Source organism: Microbacterium sp. NPDC058269, from assembly GCF_042881445.1.
Classification (GTDB): Bacteria; Actinomycetota; Actinomycetes; order Actinomycetales; family Microbacteriaceae; genus Microbacterium.
This window is the reverse complement of record NZ_JBHVXT010000002.1, coordinates 807,275-824,974: the sequence shown is the minus strand read 5'-3', so window position 1 is coordinate 824,974 and position 17,700 is coordinate 807,275. Positions and strand designations below refer to the sequence as shown.

Annotated in this window: 15 protein-coding genes; 4 read left to right on the top strand and 11 right to left on the bottom strand. The window is 69.3% G+C overall.

Annotation, left to right across the window (positions count from 1 at the left end; translation table 11 throughout):
* Nucleotides 1-17: 17 nt before the first annotated feature.
* Nucleotides 18-1,301 carry a CynX/NimT family MFS transporter gene (locus ACFVWL_RS12380; RefSeq protein ID WP_387182976.1) on the bottom strand — a complete coding sequence of 428 codons (1,284 nt, stop codon included), beginning with the start codon at nucleotides 1,299-1,301 and terminating at the stop codon, nucleotides 18-20.
* Nucleotides 1,302-1,355: 54 nt separating this feature from the next.
* On the opposite strand from ACFVWL_RS12380, the gene ACFVWL_RS12375 reads away from it, so the two are divergent.
* Nucleotides 1,356-2,156 carry a helix-turn-helix domain-containing protein gene (locus tag ACFVWL_RS12375; RefSeq protein WP_387182974.1) on the top strand — a complete coding sequence of 267 codons (801 nt, stop codon included), beginning with the start codon at nucleotides 1,356-1,358 and terminating at the stop codon, nucleotides 2,154-2,156.
* Nucleotides 2,157-2,373: 217 nt separating this feature from the next.
* Here ACFVWL_RS12375 and ACFVWL_RS12370 read toward each other — a convergent pair whose 3' ends face one another.
* The 3 genes from ACFVWL_RS12370 to ACFVWL_RS12360 form a co-directional block, all read right to left on the bottom strand.
* Nucleotides 2,374-2,622: a hypothetical protein gene (locus ACFVWL_RS12370; RefSeq protein ID WP_387182971.1), complete on the bottom strand. Its 249-nt coding sequence runs from the start codon at nucleotides 2,620-2,622 to the stop codon at nucleotides 2,374-2,376.
* A 312-nt stretch (nucleotides 2,623-2,934) separates the two neighbouring features.
* Complete coding sequence (locus ACFVWL_RS12365) at nucleotides 2,935-3,459, bottom strand: GNAT family N-acetyltransferase (protein WP_387182968.1); 525 nt, start codon at nucleotides 3,457-3,459, stop codon at nucleotides 2,935-2,937.
* 2 nt (nucleotides 3,460-3,461) lie between these two features.
* Nucleotides 3,462-3,947: a hypothetical protein gene (locus ACFVWL_RS12360; protein ID WP_387182966.1), complete on the bottom strand. Its 486-nt coding sequence runs from the start codon at nucleotides 3,945-3,947 to the stop codon at nucleotides 3,462-3,464.
* 72 nt (nucleotides 3,948-4,019) lie between these two features.
* On the opposite strand from ACFVWL_RS12360, the gene ACFVWL_RS12355 reads away from it, so the two are divergent.
* Both ACFVWL_RS12355 and ACFVWL_RS12350 read left to right on the top strand, forming a co-directional pair.
* Complete coding sequence (locus ACFVWL_RS12355) at nucleotides 4,020-5,471, top strand: phytoene desaturase family protein (protein ID WP_387182963.1); 1,452 nt, start codon at nucleotides 4,020-4,022, stop codon at nucleotides 5,469-5,471.
* Between the two features lie 46 nt (nucleotides 5,472-5,517).
* Nucleotides 5,518-6,561 carry an ATP-dependent DNA ligase gene (locus ACFVWL_RS12350; RefSeq protein WP_387182961.1) on the top strand — a complete coding sequence of 348 codons (1,044 nt, stop codon included), beginning with the start codon at nucleotides 5,518-5,520 and terminating at the stop codon, nucleotides 6,559-6,561.
* Between the two features lie 36 nt (nucleotides 6,562-6,597).
* Here the strand turns inward: ACFVWL_RS12350 and ligD are convergent, their stop codons facing one another.
* The 7 genes from ligD to ACFVWL_RS12315 form a co-directional block, all read right to left on the bottom strand.
* Nucleotides 6,598-7,671: a non-homologous end-joining DNA ligase gene (ligD, locus tag ACFVWL_RS12345; protein WP_387182958.1), complete on the bottom strand. Its 1,074-nt coding sequence runs from the start codon at nucleotides 7,669-7,671 to the stop codon at nucleotides 6,598-6,600.
* 83 nt (nucleotides 7,672-7,754) lie between these two features.
* On the bottom strand, nucleotides 7,755-8,945 hold the full coding sequence (locus ACFVWL_RS12340) for an SseB family protein (protein WP_387182955.1): 1,191 nt from the start codon (nucleotides 8,943-8,945) through the stop codon (nucleotides 7,755-7,757).
* A 63-nt stretch (nucleotides 8,946-9,008) separates the two neighbouring features.
* A complete protein-coding gene (locus ACFVWL_RS12335) occupies nucleotides 9,009-11,483 on the bottom strand; it encodes an ATP-dependent helicase (RefSeq protein WP_387182952.1) in 2,475 nt (824 codons plus the stop codon).
* An 89-nt stretch (nucleotides 11,484-11,572) separates the two neighbouring features.
* Nucleotides 11,573-11,731, bottom strand: coding sequence for a hypothetical protein (locus ACFVWL_RS12330; protein ID WP_387182949.1), 159 nt, complete (start codon nucleotides 11,729-11,731; stop codon nucleotides 11,573-11,575).
* A 130-nt stretch (nucleotides 11,732-11,861) separates the two neighbouring features.
* Nucleotides 11,862-14,954 carry a lamin tail domain-containing protein gene (locus ACFVWL_RS12325; protein WP_387182947.1) on the bottom strand — a complete coding sequence of 1,031 codons (3,093 nt, stop codon included), beginning with the start codon at nucleotides 14,952-14,954 and terminating at the stop codon, nucleotides 11,862-11,864.
* A 260-nt stretch (nucleotides 14,955-15,214) separates the two neighbouring features.
* Complete coding sequence (locus ACFVWL_RS12320) at nucleotides 15,215-16,234, bottom strand: ABC transporter permease (protein ID WP_387182945.1); 1,020 nt, start codon at nucleotides 16,232-16,234, stop codon at nucleotides 15,215-15,217.
* Nucleotides 16,231-17,190, bottom strand: coding sequence for an ABC transporter ATP-binding protein (locus ACFVWL_RS12315; protein ID WP_387182942.1), 960 nt, complete (start codon nucleotides 17,188-17,190; stop codon nucleotides 16,231-16,233). Before ACFVWL_RS12315 ends, ACFVWL_RS12320 begins: the two co-directional genes overlap by 4 nt.
* Nucleotides 17,191-17,279: 89 nt before the next feature.
* Between ACFVWL_RS12315 and ACFVWL_RS12310 the strand changes: the two genes are divergently transcribed.
* On the top strand, nucleotides 17,280-17,678 hold the full coding sequence (locus ACFVWL_RS12310; protein WP_387182939.1) for a YccF domain-containing protein: 399 nt from the start codon (nucleotides 17,280-17,282) through the stop codon (nucleotides 17,676-17,678).
* The last annotated feature ends 22 nt before the right edge of the window (nucleotides 17,679-17,700 follow it).

Genomic DNA, 17,700 nt, shown 5'->3' with positions numbered 1-17,700 from the left:
GGATCCTCGGGGTCGACTCACCGGCGTCGGGCACTCACGTGGCGCTCTCGACTCGCCGCCGCCCCGGCGATGGCCTGCACCGCGAGGAGCAGGACCAGCGCGACGACCGGGACGACCCACCCGCCGACCGCGGCGTGCAGGATGCCGAGGCCGATCGGACCGAAGCCGGCCAGCAGGTAACCGACTCCCTGCGCCATCGTCGACAGGTGCGCCGTGTGCCTCGCGTCCGGCGCACGGAGCACGATGTACGTCAGCGACAGCGAGATGGCGGCCCCCTGCCCGAGACCGAGCAGCGTCATCCACAGCCAGGGCGCGGCTCCGCCGGGTGCGACGAGAAGGCCGATCAGCCCTGTCGCGCAGAGGAACGCGGACAGGACGACCGGGAGCCACGTCGGCCGCATACGCCGCATCATCGTCGGCACGAGGAGCGCCGCCGCAATCCCGGGAAAGCTGGAGTACGACAGCAGCAGCCCGGCATCGGACACCGAGACCCCGGCGTCGTGCAGGATCGTCGGAATCCAGGTCAGGGCCGCGTAGTAGCTCAGGCTCTGCAACCCCATGAACCCGGTGACGGCCCACGCGACCGGGTCCCGCCGCAGCGCCGACATCCGTGGTTCATCCCGCGGTTCCACGATCGCGTCGAGCGGCACGCCGGCGACCGTCGGCGCGTCGGCGACCGTCCGCATCGCCCGGGGAAGCCACACCAGGAGCGCGAGCACGGCGGGAATCGCCCAGATCGCGAGGGCGCCGTGCCACGACCCGTCCAGGGCGGTCATGAACGGCACGGTGAAGGCCGCGGCCGCGGCGGCGCCGAGGAACAGCGCCGTGGAGTACAGCCCCATCATCAGCCCGACGCGGTGTGCGAAGTCCTGCTTGATCACGGCAGGCATGCAGACGTTCGCCACCGCGATACCCGCACCGACCAGCACCGTCCCGCCGAAGAGCGCCACCGGCGAGGGCAGGAGACGGACGGCGATGCCGACCGCCACCACGACCATCGTGAGTGCGAGCAGCCGATGCAGCCCGATCAACCGCGTCAGCGCCGGAGTGAGGAACGCGAAGGCGCCGAAGGCGAACACGGGGATCGTCGTCAGCAGCCCGGCCGCGGCGGCGGGGATACCGAGGTCGTGCTCGATCGCGGGGAGCACCGGCCCGACGGACGCGACCCCCATGCGGAGGTTCAGGGCGATCATCAGCAGACCGATGCCCACGTAGACCCCGGTGAGGACGCCACCTCGGCGGGTGGGCGGCGCGGTCAGAGGTGTCGGGGCGGTGTCGAACGGCTCGTGCATCGTGCTCATGCCTCGAGTCCAGCACCTGCCCGGGGTGTCAGGAAACACGTACACTGCATCGTGATGTCGAATACTCGCCAATCATCCCGAATGGTCGACCTGAACCTGGTCGACTTCGACTCCCTCGCCGCGTTGCCGATGGAGGGCGCCTACCGCTTCGCACACGCCGAGACGTCGCCGCGTCACGCCCACCCGCTCGGGCATTTGGTGCACGCGGCATCGGGGGTGCTGTCGCTGCTCACCGACGAGGGCGCCTGGATCGCGCCGTCGACCCGCATGGCCTGGGTGCCCGCGGGCGCCGAGCATCGTCATCGCGCGCATGGTCGCACGGACATGCGCATCGTCCATCTGACGGACGAGCTCTCCTCGTCGCTTCCGACCACCCCTGCCGTGCTCGTCGCGACGCCGCTGGCACGTGAGGCCGTGCTGGCGATGACGTCCGACTCCACACGCAGCATCACCGCACTGGACCACCTGCGCCGAGTGATCGTCGACGAGGCGGTCACCGCGCCGGAGCAGCCCCTGCACCTGCCCGAGCCCCACGATCCGCGTCTGCGTCGGGCGGCCCGCATCGTCGAGGATGACCTCGCCCAGCCCGTGGCGCTCGGTGACCTCAGCGTGCGCACCGGCACCGCCGAGCGGACACTGAGTCGCCTGTTCCAACAGGAGACCGGCATGGGATATCGGCAGTGGCGTCTGCAGCTGCGCGTGCACCGCGCGCTCGTCCTGCTCGCCGACGGCACCTCGGTGACCGACACGGCCGCCACGTGCGGGTGGGCCACAACCAGTCAGTTCATCGAGCAGTTCACACCGCTCGTCGGGATGACCCCCGGCCGATACCGGCTGTCCCAGCCCGCGGAATGACGCGCGGAGACGCCGATGCCCTCGGCTCGGAGCAGACGCTCAGACCGCGCGCACCATGCACACGAGCCGCTCGCGATCGTCCCACGAGGGCACGCGCTCGAATCCCCGCGACTCATACAGACGCACGGGACCATCACGCCAGTCCCACACCGAGGGGCCCCGCGATATGAGGGACACGCCCTCGGCGCTCATCGCGTGCCGACCCGTGCCTGCTCCCTCAGAAAAAGAGGAGTGTTCCGCAGAACGCAAAGCAGGCGACTCCGCAGCCGAATGCAATGAGAGTTCCAGCTGTCGGGCCACGGAGCAAAGCTCTGCCCGCAACGGCGAAAACCACGGCGCCGAAGACCAGGCCTATGGCAAGAACCCACCACGAAGGAACAACCTCTTCTGAGCTCCAGACGAAGCCAGAAGGTCTTCTCCCCACCCACGTTACGACGAAGAGAACCGCGATGACGAGGGCGGTCACCGCTCCCGTAAACCACCACACTCTTGAGCGTCGTGGCGTTACTGCATGTGACTGATCCATGTGTGCATCGTTGCACGGGACAGGATCACTGCTTCGGCGTTCCAGACGGCGGGTGCCAAAATTGACGCGTGGGCGCTTCCCCAGCTAGTCACCTCGGTGACCGACACGGCCGCCACGTGCGGGTGGGCCACAACCAGTCAGTTCATCGAGCAGTTCACACCGCTCGTCGGGATAACCCCCGGCCGATACCGGCTGTCCCAGCCCGCGGAATGACGCGCGGGCACGCCGATGCCCTCGGCTCGGAGCAGACGCTCAGACCGCGCGCACCATGCACACGAGCCGCTCGCGATCGTCCCACGAGGGCACGCGCTCGAATCCCCGCGACTCATACAGACGCACGGGACCATCACGCCAGTCCCACACCGACAGCCGCACCTGCGCGGCGTCCAGGTCGGCCGCATCGCGGAGGGCGGCGTCCAGCAGCGCCGAACCCACCCCGCGTCCGCGCACCTCGGGTTCCGCCCACAGCCGCTTGATCTCGGCCACCCCACCGTGCACCGACAGCACCACGACCCCGACGATGCGATCGCCGAGCTGAGCCACGCGCACGCGATGTTCGGCGTACGCCGCGGCCGGGTCGTCGACCTCAAGAAGGTAGCGGTCGGGAAGCGGCACGTCGGGTTCGAGGACCGATCCGTGTTCCTGCAGATGCTTCTCGGACTCGGTCTGCTGCAGATAGGCGCCCACTGCCGCGCCGACCTCGACCGCGTCGGGTCCCATGAGGTCGGCGAGCCGGATCAACGGCTGGTCGGCCGTTGATCCGGCATCAGCGCTCATGATCAGTTGCAGCCGCAGCCGCCGGCCGGAGTCTTCACCATGAAGCACACGTCGCACACTCCGTAGTCACGCTCCTCGACGGGCTTGGGCTTGTCAGAGCGAGGCGCGGACACCCGCGGAGTCGTCGTGCGCTTCGCAGCGCGCGGCGGAGTGATCGGGAGGAGCTCGGTCGGGTGGCTGACGTAGAAGTACGGTGCCCGCCCTTCGCTCGGCTGCAGACGCAAGGCCACTGCGCCGACGACGACTCGCTCGTCTTCGGTGAAGCCGTTGGTGTAGGTGCGCCCGATATGAAGGGGCGCCCCCTCGCCACGGCGGATCGCTTCGATGTAGCGACCGCGGTCGATCAACGAGCTGATGCCGATGCCGTCGACGATGGCTTTGATGAACGCGTGATTCGTCGGATCGATGCGGTGCGCGCGCAGCGCTTCCGAGAGGGAACGGTATGGACGGGAGGTGCCTGCGGGGGTCGGCCCCTGTGCTTCTTTCATTTGTTCCAGGATCGCATGTCCAGAGGGGTACGGCCGACCGTTTTCCGCTCGCATACGTGCCAAACTGACCTCATGGCTCAGGCGACGATCATCGGATCCGGTCCGAACGGGCTGGCTGCCGCGGTGACGCTGGCACGCGCCGGCTATCAGGTGCGAGTGCTGGAGGGTGCCCACACGATCGGCGGCGGGGTGCGCACGAGCGAATCCACGCTTCCGGGTTTCCGGCACGACGTCTGCTCCGCCGTGCATCCGGCCGCCCTCTCCTCTCCGTTCTTCCAGGCGTTCGGCCTCGATCGGCGGCTCGAGTGGATACGTCCCGACGCCTCCTACGCGCACCCGCTCGACGACGGGCGCGCCGCGATCGCCTGGCGCGACATCGAGCGCACGGCGGCCGACCTCGGAGTCGACGGATCCGCCTGGATCTCGCGCCTGCGTCCGCTCAGCAGCCACATCGACGGCGTCGTCGACTTCACCGGCAATCAGCTGTTGCGCCTCCCCCGCGACCCGGTGACCGCCGCACGCTTCGCGATCCGGATGCTCGATCAGGGCACGCCTCTCGCCGCTCACGCCTTCCGCACCGAGGAGGCGGCGGCGCTGATCTCCGGGGTCGTCGCGCACGCGAACTCCCCGCAGCCCTCCCTCGCGGGCGCCGCCGCCGGGCTGCTGCTCGCCGCCCTCGGACACGCGGGCGGCTGGCCCTATCCTCGCGGAGGTGCGCAGCGCATCGCCGACGCCATGGTCGCCGACATCGAGCAGCACGGGGGCACGATCGAGGCGGGCACTCCCGTCACCGACCTCGGGACGCTGGACTGGGGCGACCCTCGGCGGGGCGATCTGCTGCTGCTGAACACCTCCCCGCGGCTCGCGCTCACGCACCCCGACGTTCCCACGGGCTACGCACGGGCCGTCCGCTCGTACCGCTACGGCCCGGGAGCCGCGAAGGTCGACTTCGCCCTCGACGGGCCGATCCCGTGGACGAACCCCGACGTCGCCAGGGCGCCCACCGTGCACCTGGGAGGCACCCGCGCCGAGGTCTGGGCGAGCGAGAACGCCGTGGCCGCCGGGCACGTGAGCGAGCGACCGTACGTGCTCGCCGTGCAACCGTCGGTCCTCGACGACTCCCGGGCACCCGAGGGCAAGGCCGTGCTCTGGGCGTACATCCATGTGCCCCCGGGGTCGGACCTCGACCCGACCGCGCTCATCACCGCCCAGGTCGAGCGGTACGCGCCGGGCTTCCGCGACCTCGTCCTCGCGCATCACGCGGTCCCGGCATCGTCGCGTGAGGCGATCAACCCCACGGAGATCGGGGGCGACATCTCCGGCGGCGTGTTCGACATGCGTCAGGCGCTGCGGCGCCCCATCCTCTCCCCCTCCCCCTGGCGCACGCCGATGCACGGCGTGTACCTGGCTTCCGCCTCGACACCGCCCGGCCCGTCCGTGAACGGCATGGCCGGTTGGCACGCCGCCCGCACGGCTCTGCGAGATGCGGGAGAACCCGCGACCCTCGCCGACGTCTTCGGCTGATCGACCTCCCCTTCCGTCGCGGATCCCCTGCGGCCAGGATGGGACCATGCGCTACGACATCCCCGCGCCGATGCTCGCCAAGGCGGTGCCGGCGGTCCCCGATCCGGCGAAGGCCCCCGGAGGGCTCCTGTACGAGCCGAAGTGGGACGGCTTCCGCGGGCTCATCGCCTGGGACGGCGAGACGGTGGAGATCGGGTCGCGCGGTGCGAAGCCCCTGACCCGTTACTTCCCCGAGTTGGTCGAGGCGATTCCCCAGCTGCTGCCGGAACCGTGCCTGCTCGACGGCGAGATCGTCGTCGCCACCGGGCCGGACGGATCGCAGCGCCTGGACTGGGAGGCTCTGAGCCAGCGCATCCACCCCGCCGCCTCACGCGTCGCGAAGCTCGCCGTCGAGACGCCGGCGATGTTCATCGCCTTCGACCTTCTCGCCGCCGGGGACGACGATCTGCTCACCCAGTCGTTCGAGACCAGGAGGGCACGCCTCGAGACCCTCATGGAGGCGGTCGAGCACCCGCTGCACCTCACTCGCACGACGCGCGATCGCGACGCGGCAGTGCGCTGGCTCGCCGAGTTCGAAGGGGCAGGGCTCGACGGCGTCGTCGCGAAGCCCCTCGACCAGCCCTATGCCCCGGGCAAGCGCACCCTGTTCAAGATCAAGCATGCCCGCACCGCCGACGTCGTCGCTCTCGGCTATCGCATCCACAAGTCCGGCTCGGGAGTCGGTTCGCTCCTGGTCGGACTCTACGGAGACGACGGGGTCCTCCGCCAGGTCGGTGGAGTGGCCGCGTGGAGTGATGTGCGACGACAGGAGCTCGTCGAGGAGCTCGCCCCGTGGGTGGAGCGCGACGAATCGGGCGACGCCGTCACGGCAGAGGGCGAGCGCTCACGCTTCAGCGGCTCGAAGGACGTGTCGTTCGTGCGGCTGCGCCCGGAGCGGGTGCTCGAGGTGCGCTACGACCAGCTCGAAGGCGCGCGGTTCCGCCATACCGTGCAGTTCGAGCGCTGGCGCCCCGATCGCGACGCCCGCTCATGCACCTACGAACAGCTGGACACCGTCGCGGGCTACGACCTCGCCGATGTCCTGAGCTGAGATGTCCTGAGCTGAGATGTCCTGAGCTGAGGGGTGTCAGTCCTTCTCCGCCGGGGTGCCGTCTTCGTCCCAGTTCGCTGCGACCTTCTTGCTCGGCTGCACTCGCGGAGGCTCACCAGGCATCTTCGGAAACTCCGGAGGGAAGGGCAGCTCGCCGAGTCCGTTCCCCTTGTCGCGCTCCCACCACTCCAGCAACGTGTCGATGCGTCCCGGATCGTCCTGCATCGACGCCCACGGGTCGCCAACCTCTTCCAGACGCTTCGGGATGCTGCGCACCGTGAACGCCGTCGGGTCGAGCCCGTCGAGCTCGTCCCAGGTCACCGGCGTCGAGACGGTCCCTCCGGGAAGCGCGCGAGGGCTGTAGGCGCCGGCCATCGTGCGGTCGCGGTTCGCCTGGTTGAAGTCGACGAAGATGCGCTCGCCCCGCTCCTCCTTCCACCAGTTCGTCGTCACCTGATCGGGCATCCGTCGTTCCAGCTCGCGCCCGGCGGCGATCACGGCATGCCGCACGTCCAGGAACTCGTGGGTCGGTTCGATCGGTGCGAACACGTGGAGTCCGCGGTTGCCGCTGGTCTTGGCGAAGGCCTCCAGTCCCGCCTCGCGCAGCACCTCTCGCAGGGTGTGTGCGGCTGTCACAGCATCCGCGAAGTCGGTGCCCGGCTGCGGATCGAGGTCGATGCGCAGCTCGATGGGGTTGTCGGGGTCGGTGGCGAGCGAGGCCCAGGGGTGGAACACGATCGTGTTCATCTGCACGGCCCACACGATCGCGCTCGCACGGTTCAGGACGATCTGCGGATGCTGACGACCGCTGTTGTAGGTGACGGTGACCGCGTCGACGTAATCGGGGGTGCCCTTGGGCGGGTTCTTCGAGAAGAAACCCTCAGCTCGTGCCCCACCCGTGGGACCGATGCCGTCGCGGAACCGTTCGAGCGAGACCGGGCGGTTGCCGTTCGCGGCCAGGAACGGCACCGCGACGAGCTGCACGTACTCGGCCAGCTCGGCCTTGGTGATGCCGAGATCGGGCCACACCACGCGGTTCGGGCTGGACAGCGAGACCTCGCGCTCAGCATCGGAGTCGGCGACGGTCAGGGTCACGCGTTCTGAGGCCATGCTCCGACCCTAGAGCGCAGCCCGGACAGACGGAACCCCGCGCGCTTCGACGGCGCGCGGGGTTCGACTCGGAGGGAGTCCGGTCAGTCGCCGAGGTCGACCGCGAGCACGAGGACCGGCGTGAGGGCGTTTCGCTCCACGACGATCGAGGGACCGGCCGAGTCGACGATCACGCCGGCGATGTCGGTATGGCTCGTGAGCACCTTCGCCAGCTGCTCGGGCGCGAACGGGAGCGGACGATCGCCGCGCCCGAGCGCGATGACCTCGAGAGGGTGCGAGAAGAGCTGCAGGAACCGGCGTCCGTCGGTCGTCTGCGCCTCGGCGATGCCGACAGGTCCGCCGCCGGAGCCGTCGTTGACGGCGACCCACATCCGCGTGGTCGCGAGGGCCTCGCCGACCTTGAAGACGGAATCCTGTTCGCGCGGTGCGGCGAGGATACTCTTCACCGTCATGTCGACATCGGCCTGTTCGAGCGTCTTCTGGAGAAGCTCGGTCGGGAAGACCACTCGGTGCGGCGCCGAGGCGTTGTCGACGATGAGGCCGGCGAAATCACCGGAGACGACCTGCTGCAGCACCGAGGTGACGGGCTGGGCCACTGCCGACGTCGCCGACGGATCTGCTTCGAGCTGCACGGAGTCGCGCACCGCACGCGCGGAGCTGAATGCCAGCATGAACTGACGGTCTTCGCTGTCACGGACGACGGCGACGGAGAGCGCCTTGCCCTCGCTGATCTGTGCGCGCGCATCGCCGTTCACGCGGATGTACAGGTGCCCCTGGAGCGCCTGACGCATCACGCCGAGGAGCTGGTCGTTGGTCGCGCCCGTCTCGATCTCCGTGAGGGCCTCACGCAGCAGGACGTTGTCCTTCATGCCGGCGACGGTCTCGGTCTGCTCCGGCGGCAGCGCAGAGGCGAGAGGCAGCCGCCGTTCCTGGGGGGTCTCGGGCTGAGCGGCCGGACGCGGCGGCGTCGGCGGCGCCGCGGGTGCCGCTGCAACGGGCTGTGCGTCGGAAGCAGGCAGCCCCTCTGCGGCGGGAAGCGCCACTTCAGGACCGGCTTCTGCGCCGACGCCCCGGAACGCCTGCACCGAGATTCCGATGGAGGGCGCAGCGACGGACTGCTCGTCCGTCATGTTCTCGGTCGTCGCGCTCTCGTCGGTGTCGGTGCCGGTATCGGCCTGCGCGTTCTCGGCCTGCGCGGCGTCGGTCTCGACAGCCTCGGCGGTGGAGGCGACGGCATCGTCACCGGACTTCTTGCGGCGGGAGAAGAGGGCCATATGAGCCAGCCTAACCGGCAATCCGGCCGGTGTTTCGCCGAAGCGGGAACACCCGCGGAGATGTCAGATCTTCTCGATCGGTGCGACCTTGATGAGGAGCTTCTTCTGCCCTGCCGAGTCGAATCGCACATGGGCGATGCGCTTCGCGCCCTCGCCCGTCACCGCGTCGACTCGCCCTTCGCCGAAGTCGACGTGGCGGATGCGGTCGCCGGCAGCGAGTTCGAGGTCGCCGTTGTCGCGCATCTTGGCCGTGACTCTGTTGGGGAACTTGTCCATCGCCGTCGACAGCGGCTTCAAAGAGTCGCGCCCCGGCAGCGACTTCACCGCGAAACGATCGCCGGAGCCCGAGCCGCCGAAGCCGCCCTGGCGACGCGCGTTCAGTGCGCGCGACTGCATCCCTCCGCGCGAGTTCACGTCTCCCGGGGACTGCCGCCAATCGATCAGACTCGCGGGGATCTCCTGCAGGAAGCGGCTGGGCATCGCGACCGTGACCTCGCCGAACTGCGCCCTCGTCATGGCGAGGGAGAGGTGCAGACGCTTACGAGCGCGGGTGATGCCGACGTAGAACAGTCGACGCTCCTCCTGCGGCCCCCCGGGTTCGCCCGCCGAGATGCGATGCGGGATGAGGTCTTCCTCCACACCCGTGACGAACACCGCGTCGTATTCGAGGCCCTTCGCCGTGTGCATGGTCATGAGCGAGACCGACCCCGACTCGTCGTCGAGGTCGTCGGCGTCGGACACCAGGGCGACTTCGGTGAGGAAGTCGACGATCGTGCCCTCGGGATTGTTGCGGGCGAAGTCGCGGGCGACGGCCACGAACTCGTCGAGGTTCTCGACGCGCGCCTCGTCCTGCGGGTCGCGGCTCGCGCGCAACGCGTCGAGGTAGCCGCTCTTGCCCAGCAGGACGCTCAGGCCGTCGGCGACGGTCGTGGGCGGGGGCAGCTCTCCGGTGGCCGGGATCATGATCGCGGTGGCTTCGGTGAGCACCGCGTCGAGCTTGGCGATCGCCGCCTGGATCTTCGGCCCGACGCCGAGCTGGCCCGGCATCGACAGCGCATCGCGGAAACTGATGCCGTGTTCCTCCGCGAACCGCGCGATGGCTGTCTCGGTCACATCCCCGATACCGCGTCGAGGCTTGTTCAGGATTCGTCGCACCGACATCTCGTCGGCCGGGTTCGCGACCGCGACGAGGTAGGCGAGCGCGTCTTTGATCTCGGCACGGTCGTAGAACTTCGTGCCGCCCATGATCTTGTACGGCACGGCCGACCGGATGAAGATCTCCTCGAGCGCACGGGACTGCGAGTTCGTGCGGTAGAACACCGCCATCTCGGAGTAGGGCATGCCCGCTCGATGCAGCGACTCGACCTCGTCGGCCACGAACTGCGCCTCGTCGTGCTGCGAGTAGCCGGTGAAGCCGATGATGAGATCGCCTTCGCCCCGGTCGCTCCAGAGCTTCTTGTCCTTGCGGTCGAAGTTGTTGCCGATCACCGCATTCGCTGCCGACAGGATGTTCTGCGTCGAGCGGTAGTTCTGCTCGAGCAGAACGACCCTGGCGCCGGGGAAGTCGCGTTCGAACTCGCTGATGTTGCGGATGTCGGCACCGCGGAACGCGTAGATCGACTGGTCGGAGTCGCCGACCACGGTGAGCGATGCACCGGGCTCACCGGCATCCGCCGTCGGCGCGGGATCGGGCTCGAAGATCATCATGCCGTTGGAGGCATACGGATCCGGCGCCGCCCCGGCAGCACCAGAGACGGGGCGCGTGAGCTCGTGGATCAGCGAGTACTGCGCGTGGTTGGTGTCCTGGTACTCGTCGACCAGGATGTGGCGGAAACGACGGCGATATGTGTCAGCCACCTGCGGGAAGGCCCGGAACAGGTACACCGTCTGACCGATGAGGTCGTCGAAGTCGAAGGCGTTGGCCTTCTGCAGCTGTCGCTGGTAGTCGGCGAAGACCTCCACGAAGACCCGTTCGGCCGGGTCGCTCATGTTGGCCTGGCGCGCATACGACTCGGCGTCGGACAGCTCGTTCTTCAGCTTGGAGATGCGCGACTGCACCGACGCGGGCGTGAGCCCGTAGGCATCGGCCTCATGCTCCTTGACCAGGCGCTTGAGAAGAGCGCGCGAATCGCCCGAATCGTAGATGGTGAACGACTTGGTGTACCCGAACTGCTCGGCCTCGCGGCGCAGGATGCGCACGCACGCGGAGTGGAACGTGGAGATCCACATGCCACGCGCCGCGTCGCCGATCAGTCCCTCGACGCGCTCGCGCATCTCGCCCGCGGCCTTGTTCGTGAAGGTGATCGCGAGGATCTGACTCGGCCACGCCTCGCGTGCGCGCAACAGCGAGGCGATGCGTCGGGTGAGCACGCTCGTCTTGCCTGATCCGGCACCCGCGACGATGAGCAGCGCCGGGCCGCGATAGGTGACGGCCTCGAGCTGCTGAGGGTTGAGGCCGGCGAGGAGATCGTCTTGCCCCGGGGCTCCCGACGAGCGAGGACCGGCGGTGGAGGGGACGATGAGAGGAGCTTCGGTCATGGCCTTATGAGTCTAGGCGTCGGCACCGACACCGCGGCACGGCATGATGCCGGCCGGAGGCCTGCTCACGACCCGGCGTCCCGCGGGAGCTACCGGGTCTCCAGCGCGAGACGTCCGGCCAGGAGCACGTACGTCGCGGCGAAGGAGCGGCGCAGCCACGTCATGACCTTCGGACGCCCCAGCACCTGGGCGCGCATGGTGGCCGCGAAGACTCCGTACAGCGCGAAGACCACGAACGTGAGCGCCATGAACACCAGGCTGAGCCCGACCATCTGCCAGGGGTGCAGCCGAACGCGGCGATGATGCCCGCTCGGCGACCCCGTGAGATGCCCGCTGCGATCGAGGGACGCACGAGTGGACCCGTGCGCCCCTCCGAGGTCAGGCCGCGTGCCTCCGGCGTCGAACGGCGACGGCGCCACCGGCCAGGAGCGCCAGCGCCAGCGCCACCGCAGCCACGGGAAGCTCGGCACCGGTCGCGGCGAGCCCGCCCGCGGCCGCGCCACCGCCTGCGGCGATACGGATGTCGGCCCAGCCCAGGACTGCGCCGTTCGCGTCGAACGCCGCGATCCGATGCGCCCCGAGCGGTGCATCCGCCGGTATGGTCACCGTGATTGCGCCGGCAGCCGTCAGGGCGCCCGTCGCGATCCGCGTGGGGTCGGAGTACATCCACACCGCCACGTCCTTGCCGGCGCTGTCCGCATCGAGGGTGACGGTGACCTTCTGTCCGCGGGTGGCCACCGACGGGTTCACCGTCAGACCGTTGCGGTTGCCGTCGATGAGACCGGTGCCCGGAAGCGGCGGGTTCTCGCCGCCGGGGTTCTCACCGACTCCGGGGAGCGTGCCGGTGCGCAGTGCCTCGGAGGCGAAGCCGTCGGCGAACCACCACACCGGACGCTGACCGTCGATCGACAGCGAGGCCGGCGCGGTCGCGAAGCCCTCGTTGTTGATGTCCGGCATGCCGGCAGGGCGGGCGTAGTGGGCGATGCCCGGTTGCACGGTGCCGTTCAGCGTGATCTCGGCCGATCGACCCTGGCAGCCGTCGTCGCACACGGCCCACAGGGTGTTCCGCACACTGTCGTAGTCGAGCGCCATGACTCCGGTGAGCCCGGGAGCGATCTCCGACACCAGCGTCGCCGAACCGTCCGATCCGAGGGCGAACGCGTAGACGTGGCCGTTGTCCTCGACCGCCACGAAGAACAGCCCGTCGCCGTGACCGGCATACTCCTTCGGGTCGTACGCCGCGCCCTTGTTGTCGTCGAAGAGCTTTCCGGCGAGTGCGGCGTCCGGCACCCACTGCACGGCCTCCACACCGAGGTTCGCGCCGACGGCCGGAAGAAGCGCGGTCAGATCCCACTCCTGCTGAGCAACGAGGTCGCCGTTCGCGGACTCGGGGTCGACCTTCAGCACCACGTTCTGGTTCACGCCCTTGGCGCTGTTGTCACGCTCGGACGCCACGTACACGAAGCCGTCTCCGTCGACCGTGATGCCCTCCGTGTCGGGGCCCGCAGCACCCGGGCTCGCGGCGTCCTTCTGAAAGCGGACGCGCTTGCCCGCATCCCAGCCGGCGACCTTCGCGATCGAGCCGTCGGCGTGCGCCTCGAGCTTCCAGATGCGCCCTTCGCCGTTGTCGACCGCCCAGAGGAACGCGCCGTCGGCGGTCTCCTGCACGTCGAGTCCCGAGCTGTCCTCGAGGAACGTCGGGATGCTGTCGACCACGCGTACGTCGGCGGAGCCGGGCCACGTCGCCACGGCGACCTCGCCGGCGCACACGTTCGCCGTGCCCTTCGTGGACTCCGCCGTGACCGCGAAGGCTCCGGTGGTGTCGGGGCAACGACCCCAGGTCGTCGACGCGTGGCCGTCGCCCCAGGAAGCCTCATCGACGAGCAGGTCGCCGTCGAAGACCCGCACCGCGTCGCCGGCACCGAGGCCGAACCCGAGCTGTGCCCGCTCGATCACGAGGTACTCCCCCGCGCCGATCGTCGTGCCCGCGGAGATCGCGTAGGCGTGGGTGTCGTCGTCGTCCTTCACCACGATGCCCGAGACGTCGAGCACCGTGCTCGTCGGGTTCACGAGCTCCACCCAGTCGTCGGGCGATCCGCCGTCGGATTCGACCTCGTTGATGCGCACGGGGTTGCCGCAGGCGTTGCGCAAACCCTGGGTCGAAACCGCGATGTCGGCGAAATCACCGGAACCGTCGGCGCACCGCGCGAGCACACCCGCGGCATGCGCGGCGTACACGTGCTCGTCGACGGTGTTGCCGTTCGCGTCGCGGATCGTGACGGTGTCGCCGTTGCCGAGACCGAAGATGAAGTTCGCGGGCTGATCGAACACGAAGTAGCCGCCGGGCTGCACGATCGTGCCTGCGGGCAGCGGAGTGGTCTCACCGGCGTGACCGACCGGGTCGCCGTCCATCACGGTCCAGCCGGAGAGGTCGACCGCCGTGCTGCCGGTGTTGACGACCTCGACCCAGTCGGTGGTGTCGCCGTTCGACTCGATCTCGTTGATCACGATGTCGGGCATGACGCACGTGTTCGTGGCACCGGGAGTCGGGTGCGCGAGCACGAACGCACCGACGCCGTCGGGGCAGCGCGCCAGGGTGGCTGCGGCGAAGTCGCCGTCGATCGCCGCGTGCCCCTGCCACGGCAGAGTGTCGTCGATCATCGAGCCCGAGGCGTCGTAGAGCCGGATGCGGTCGGCGCTGCCGATGCCGATCGGTTCGCGGAACGCGGCCTCGACACCTCCGGACAGCCCGATCGTGCCCTCTTCGACGAGGAGGAACTGCCCCGCACCGATCTGGGTACCGGCGAGGAACTGCCAGCGGTGATCGTCGGAGTTGTCGCGGATCTCGTAGCCCGAGATGTCGAGCGCCTCGGTGCCGGGGTTGTAGAACTCCACCCAGTCGGCGGGCTGCGAGTCGACCTCGTTGATGACGATGGAGCCGGCGACGGGAGCGACCGCGCAGTCGTTCGGGGTGCCGGGCGTCGCTGTCGTCGCCGGCGCCCAGGCCCCCGTGCCGTCAGGGCAGCGCGCCCACACCGACAGCGGCGCGGTGTTCTCGTAGGCGTAGGAGTCGACTTCGGTGCTGCTCGGGTCGAAGAGCACGACTTCATCGCCCTTGCCGAGTCCGAAGGCGAAGTCGACGTCCTTCACGAGCACCAGGAACTCCCCCGGTGCGAGCGCGGTGCCATCCGGAGCCTTGCCGAAGCTGTCGCGCTTCTCATCGGCGATGGTCCATCCGGTGAGGTCGACCGTCTCGGTTCCGGCGTTGTAGATCTCGACCTGGTCGGCGAGGCCGGTCGCAGCATCGTCGTAGACGATCTCGTTCAGCACGAGACTCGGAGCAGCCGAGATCACCTCGGAAGAACGGATGCCGGGGTCGGCGCCGATCGCGGCGGCGGGAGTGGCGAGCAGGGTGGCGGCGCTCACGGCGCACACCGCCGCGACCGCCGCTGCACTGTGCAGACGGGGCATGGAGGACTCCTGGGGCTGGGCCGGAGGACCCCGCTGGACGCGGGGCCGGTCCGGAAGGGACTCAGTCGGGTACCAGCCCAGACCACCGATCCTGCGTGGCCGCAGAGGATCCCCCGGGTGCACAGCAGGTGAACGGACGGTGGCGATCTGCCGAGAGGCGACCTCCGCACCGCGATCCGGTTCGATCCGGTCTCACTTCCTGCCGCCTGAGAGCGCCCGGCACGGCGGGAGATGCGACCGGAACAAGCCGGGCGACGGCCTCAGGCGATGCGCGTGCCCGGGGGCAGGCGTCGGGCCGGCGTGCGGGTACGTGCCCAGGCACCGGCGAACAGCGAGCCGGCGATGACGACCTGTACGCCGAGGCCCACGAACCAACTGGGCACCGACGAGGCGATGACCTCTTCTGCCGTAGGTGTCTGGCCGTCCCAATCGCACGGGTCCCAGCGCTGCTCGAGCGGAGACTGCTGGGCGCTGCGCAGGCCGTACTTGATCTGGCCGAACATGTCGACCGGGTACCCCTCCGGCGAGAACTCGGTCGGGGTCGCATCGGCGAGCACGATGAACGGGTTCGCGGCGAGCGTCCACCAGACCAGGTCGAACCGCGGCACCTCCTGGGTGCTGTTGACCTCCCAGCGATCGCAGTCAGGGTTGCCGTTGGCGTCGTACGGCCGCGAATAGACCGTCGCCTCGCTCCGCACCGCCATGCCGCCGAGCCCGAACGCGATGAGCGTTCCGAACACGAGCGCGGCGACCACCAGGTAGGTCGTCGCGACGGAGAACAGCGGACGGGCGATGAGTCCGCTCAGGCCCACGCCGATCGCGGCCACGATGATGATCTCGGCCGCGAGCACGAGCAGCGAGACGAGCAGCACGGCCGGGTTCGCTCCCCCGCCCAGCAGCGACAGGGCGAGGAACGGCACTGCGACCACCAGGAAGGCACCGCCGGTGGCGACCGCCGCGACGAGCTTGCCGAGCATGATGTCACCGGTGGATGCGGCAGTCACCTGCACGGCGGCGAGCGTCGCGGCATCCCGATCTCCGTTGATCGCGTTGCCGCTGAGCGTCGGTGACACCAGCACGACCAGGAGCAGCACGATGTTGACGACGATCGAGTAGACGCCCGCGCCGATCGCGTCGCCCCAGGAGTACACGACGAACGAGAGCCCGGTGACGCCCAGCAGCACCAGTGCGAAGACGCCGAGCAGCACGTACCAGCCCACGCTGCGCAGGCGCTGGGTCAGTTCGAGTCGGGCGATGATGCCGATGTTCGCGAGGCTCATGCGCCCGCCTCCGTTCCGGTGGGTGGCTGGGGTGGTGTCGCGTGCTGCAGATTCAGGAACGTGTGCTCCAGCTCGTTCTGCGCGGGAGCGAACTCCACGACCGGGAGGCCCGCCTCGACGAGATGCCGCAGGGCCTGGGCTGCGGCATCCTCTCCGTCGAACCCGACGAGCACCGCCCCGCGATCCTGTGCCAGGGACTCGGGCGCGATTGCGAGATTCGACGCCACCTGCCACGCGTCGGCTTTCATCCGCTCCTCCGTCGCACCGGCGAGACGCACCCGCCAGGCGCGCACCATCCTCCGCGCGGGAGCGGCATCGACGACGGCACCGGCGACGAGGAACACCGCATCGTCGACGACCTCTTCGAGTTCCGAGAGGATGTGGCTCGAGATCAGCACGGTGCGCCCTTCGGCCGCGAAACGGCGCAGCAGCACGCGGAGTTGCACCCGCGCTTCAGGGTCGAGACCGGAGGCGGGCTCATCGAGGAGCAGCACCTGAGGGTCGTGCACGAGGGCGCGGGCGAGTCCGAGCTTCTGCTTCTGACCTCGGGAGAGCACCTTGGCCGGAGAGTCTGCGAGGTCGGCCAACCCGACGAGTGCGAGCAGCTGTTCGGCACGGACCGCGGCCTCCGGCTTCTCGATGCCGTACAGGCGTGCGGTCGTGACGATGGTCTCGCGGGCCGTGAGCGACGGCCAGGCGCCGAGCGCGTCCGGCATCCAGCCGAGCAGACGTCTCGCCGCGAGCGGGTCGACGGACGGATCGACGCCCCCGATGCTGATCGACCCGGCGTCGGGCGCGAGGAGGGAGGCGAGCATCAGGAGCAGGGTGGTCTTGCCCGCACCGTTCGGTCCCACGAGGCCGGTCACGCGACCGGGCTCGGCCCGAAGAGTGGCACCCCTCACCGCCTGCACCGTCCCGAACGCTCTGCTGACGTCTTGCACCACGATTCCGGTCATGCGGTCAGTCTGGCATCCGGAGTCCGTCGCCTCCGGGACCTCGGGGCGGATGCTCAGGCCCGGCCGAACAGGGGTGACACAATCAGCACATGCGCACGATCCTCAACATCATCTGGGTCATCCTGGCCGGCTGGGCCCTGTTCCTCGGGTACGTTCTGGCCGGCGTCCTGCTGTGCATCCCGATCGTCACGATCCCCTGGGCGATCGCCTCGTTCCGCATCGCCGCCTACGCGATCTGGCCGTTCGGCCGCGAGGTCATCAGCAAGCCCACCGCGGGCGTCGGGTCGTTCCTCGGCAACGTGCTGTGGGTGATCCTCGCCGGCTGGTGGCTCGCGATCGGGCACATCGTCTCGGGCATCCTGCTGTGCATCACGATCATCGGCATCCCGATGGGCATCGCCGACTTCAAGATGGTCCCGGTCTCGCTCATGCCGCTGGGCAAGGAGATCGTCTCCACACGCAGGAGCGCCTTCGACCGCACCCTCTGAGCGCCCCTCCGCCTACACTGGG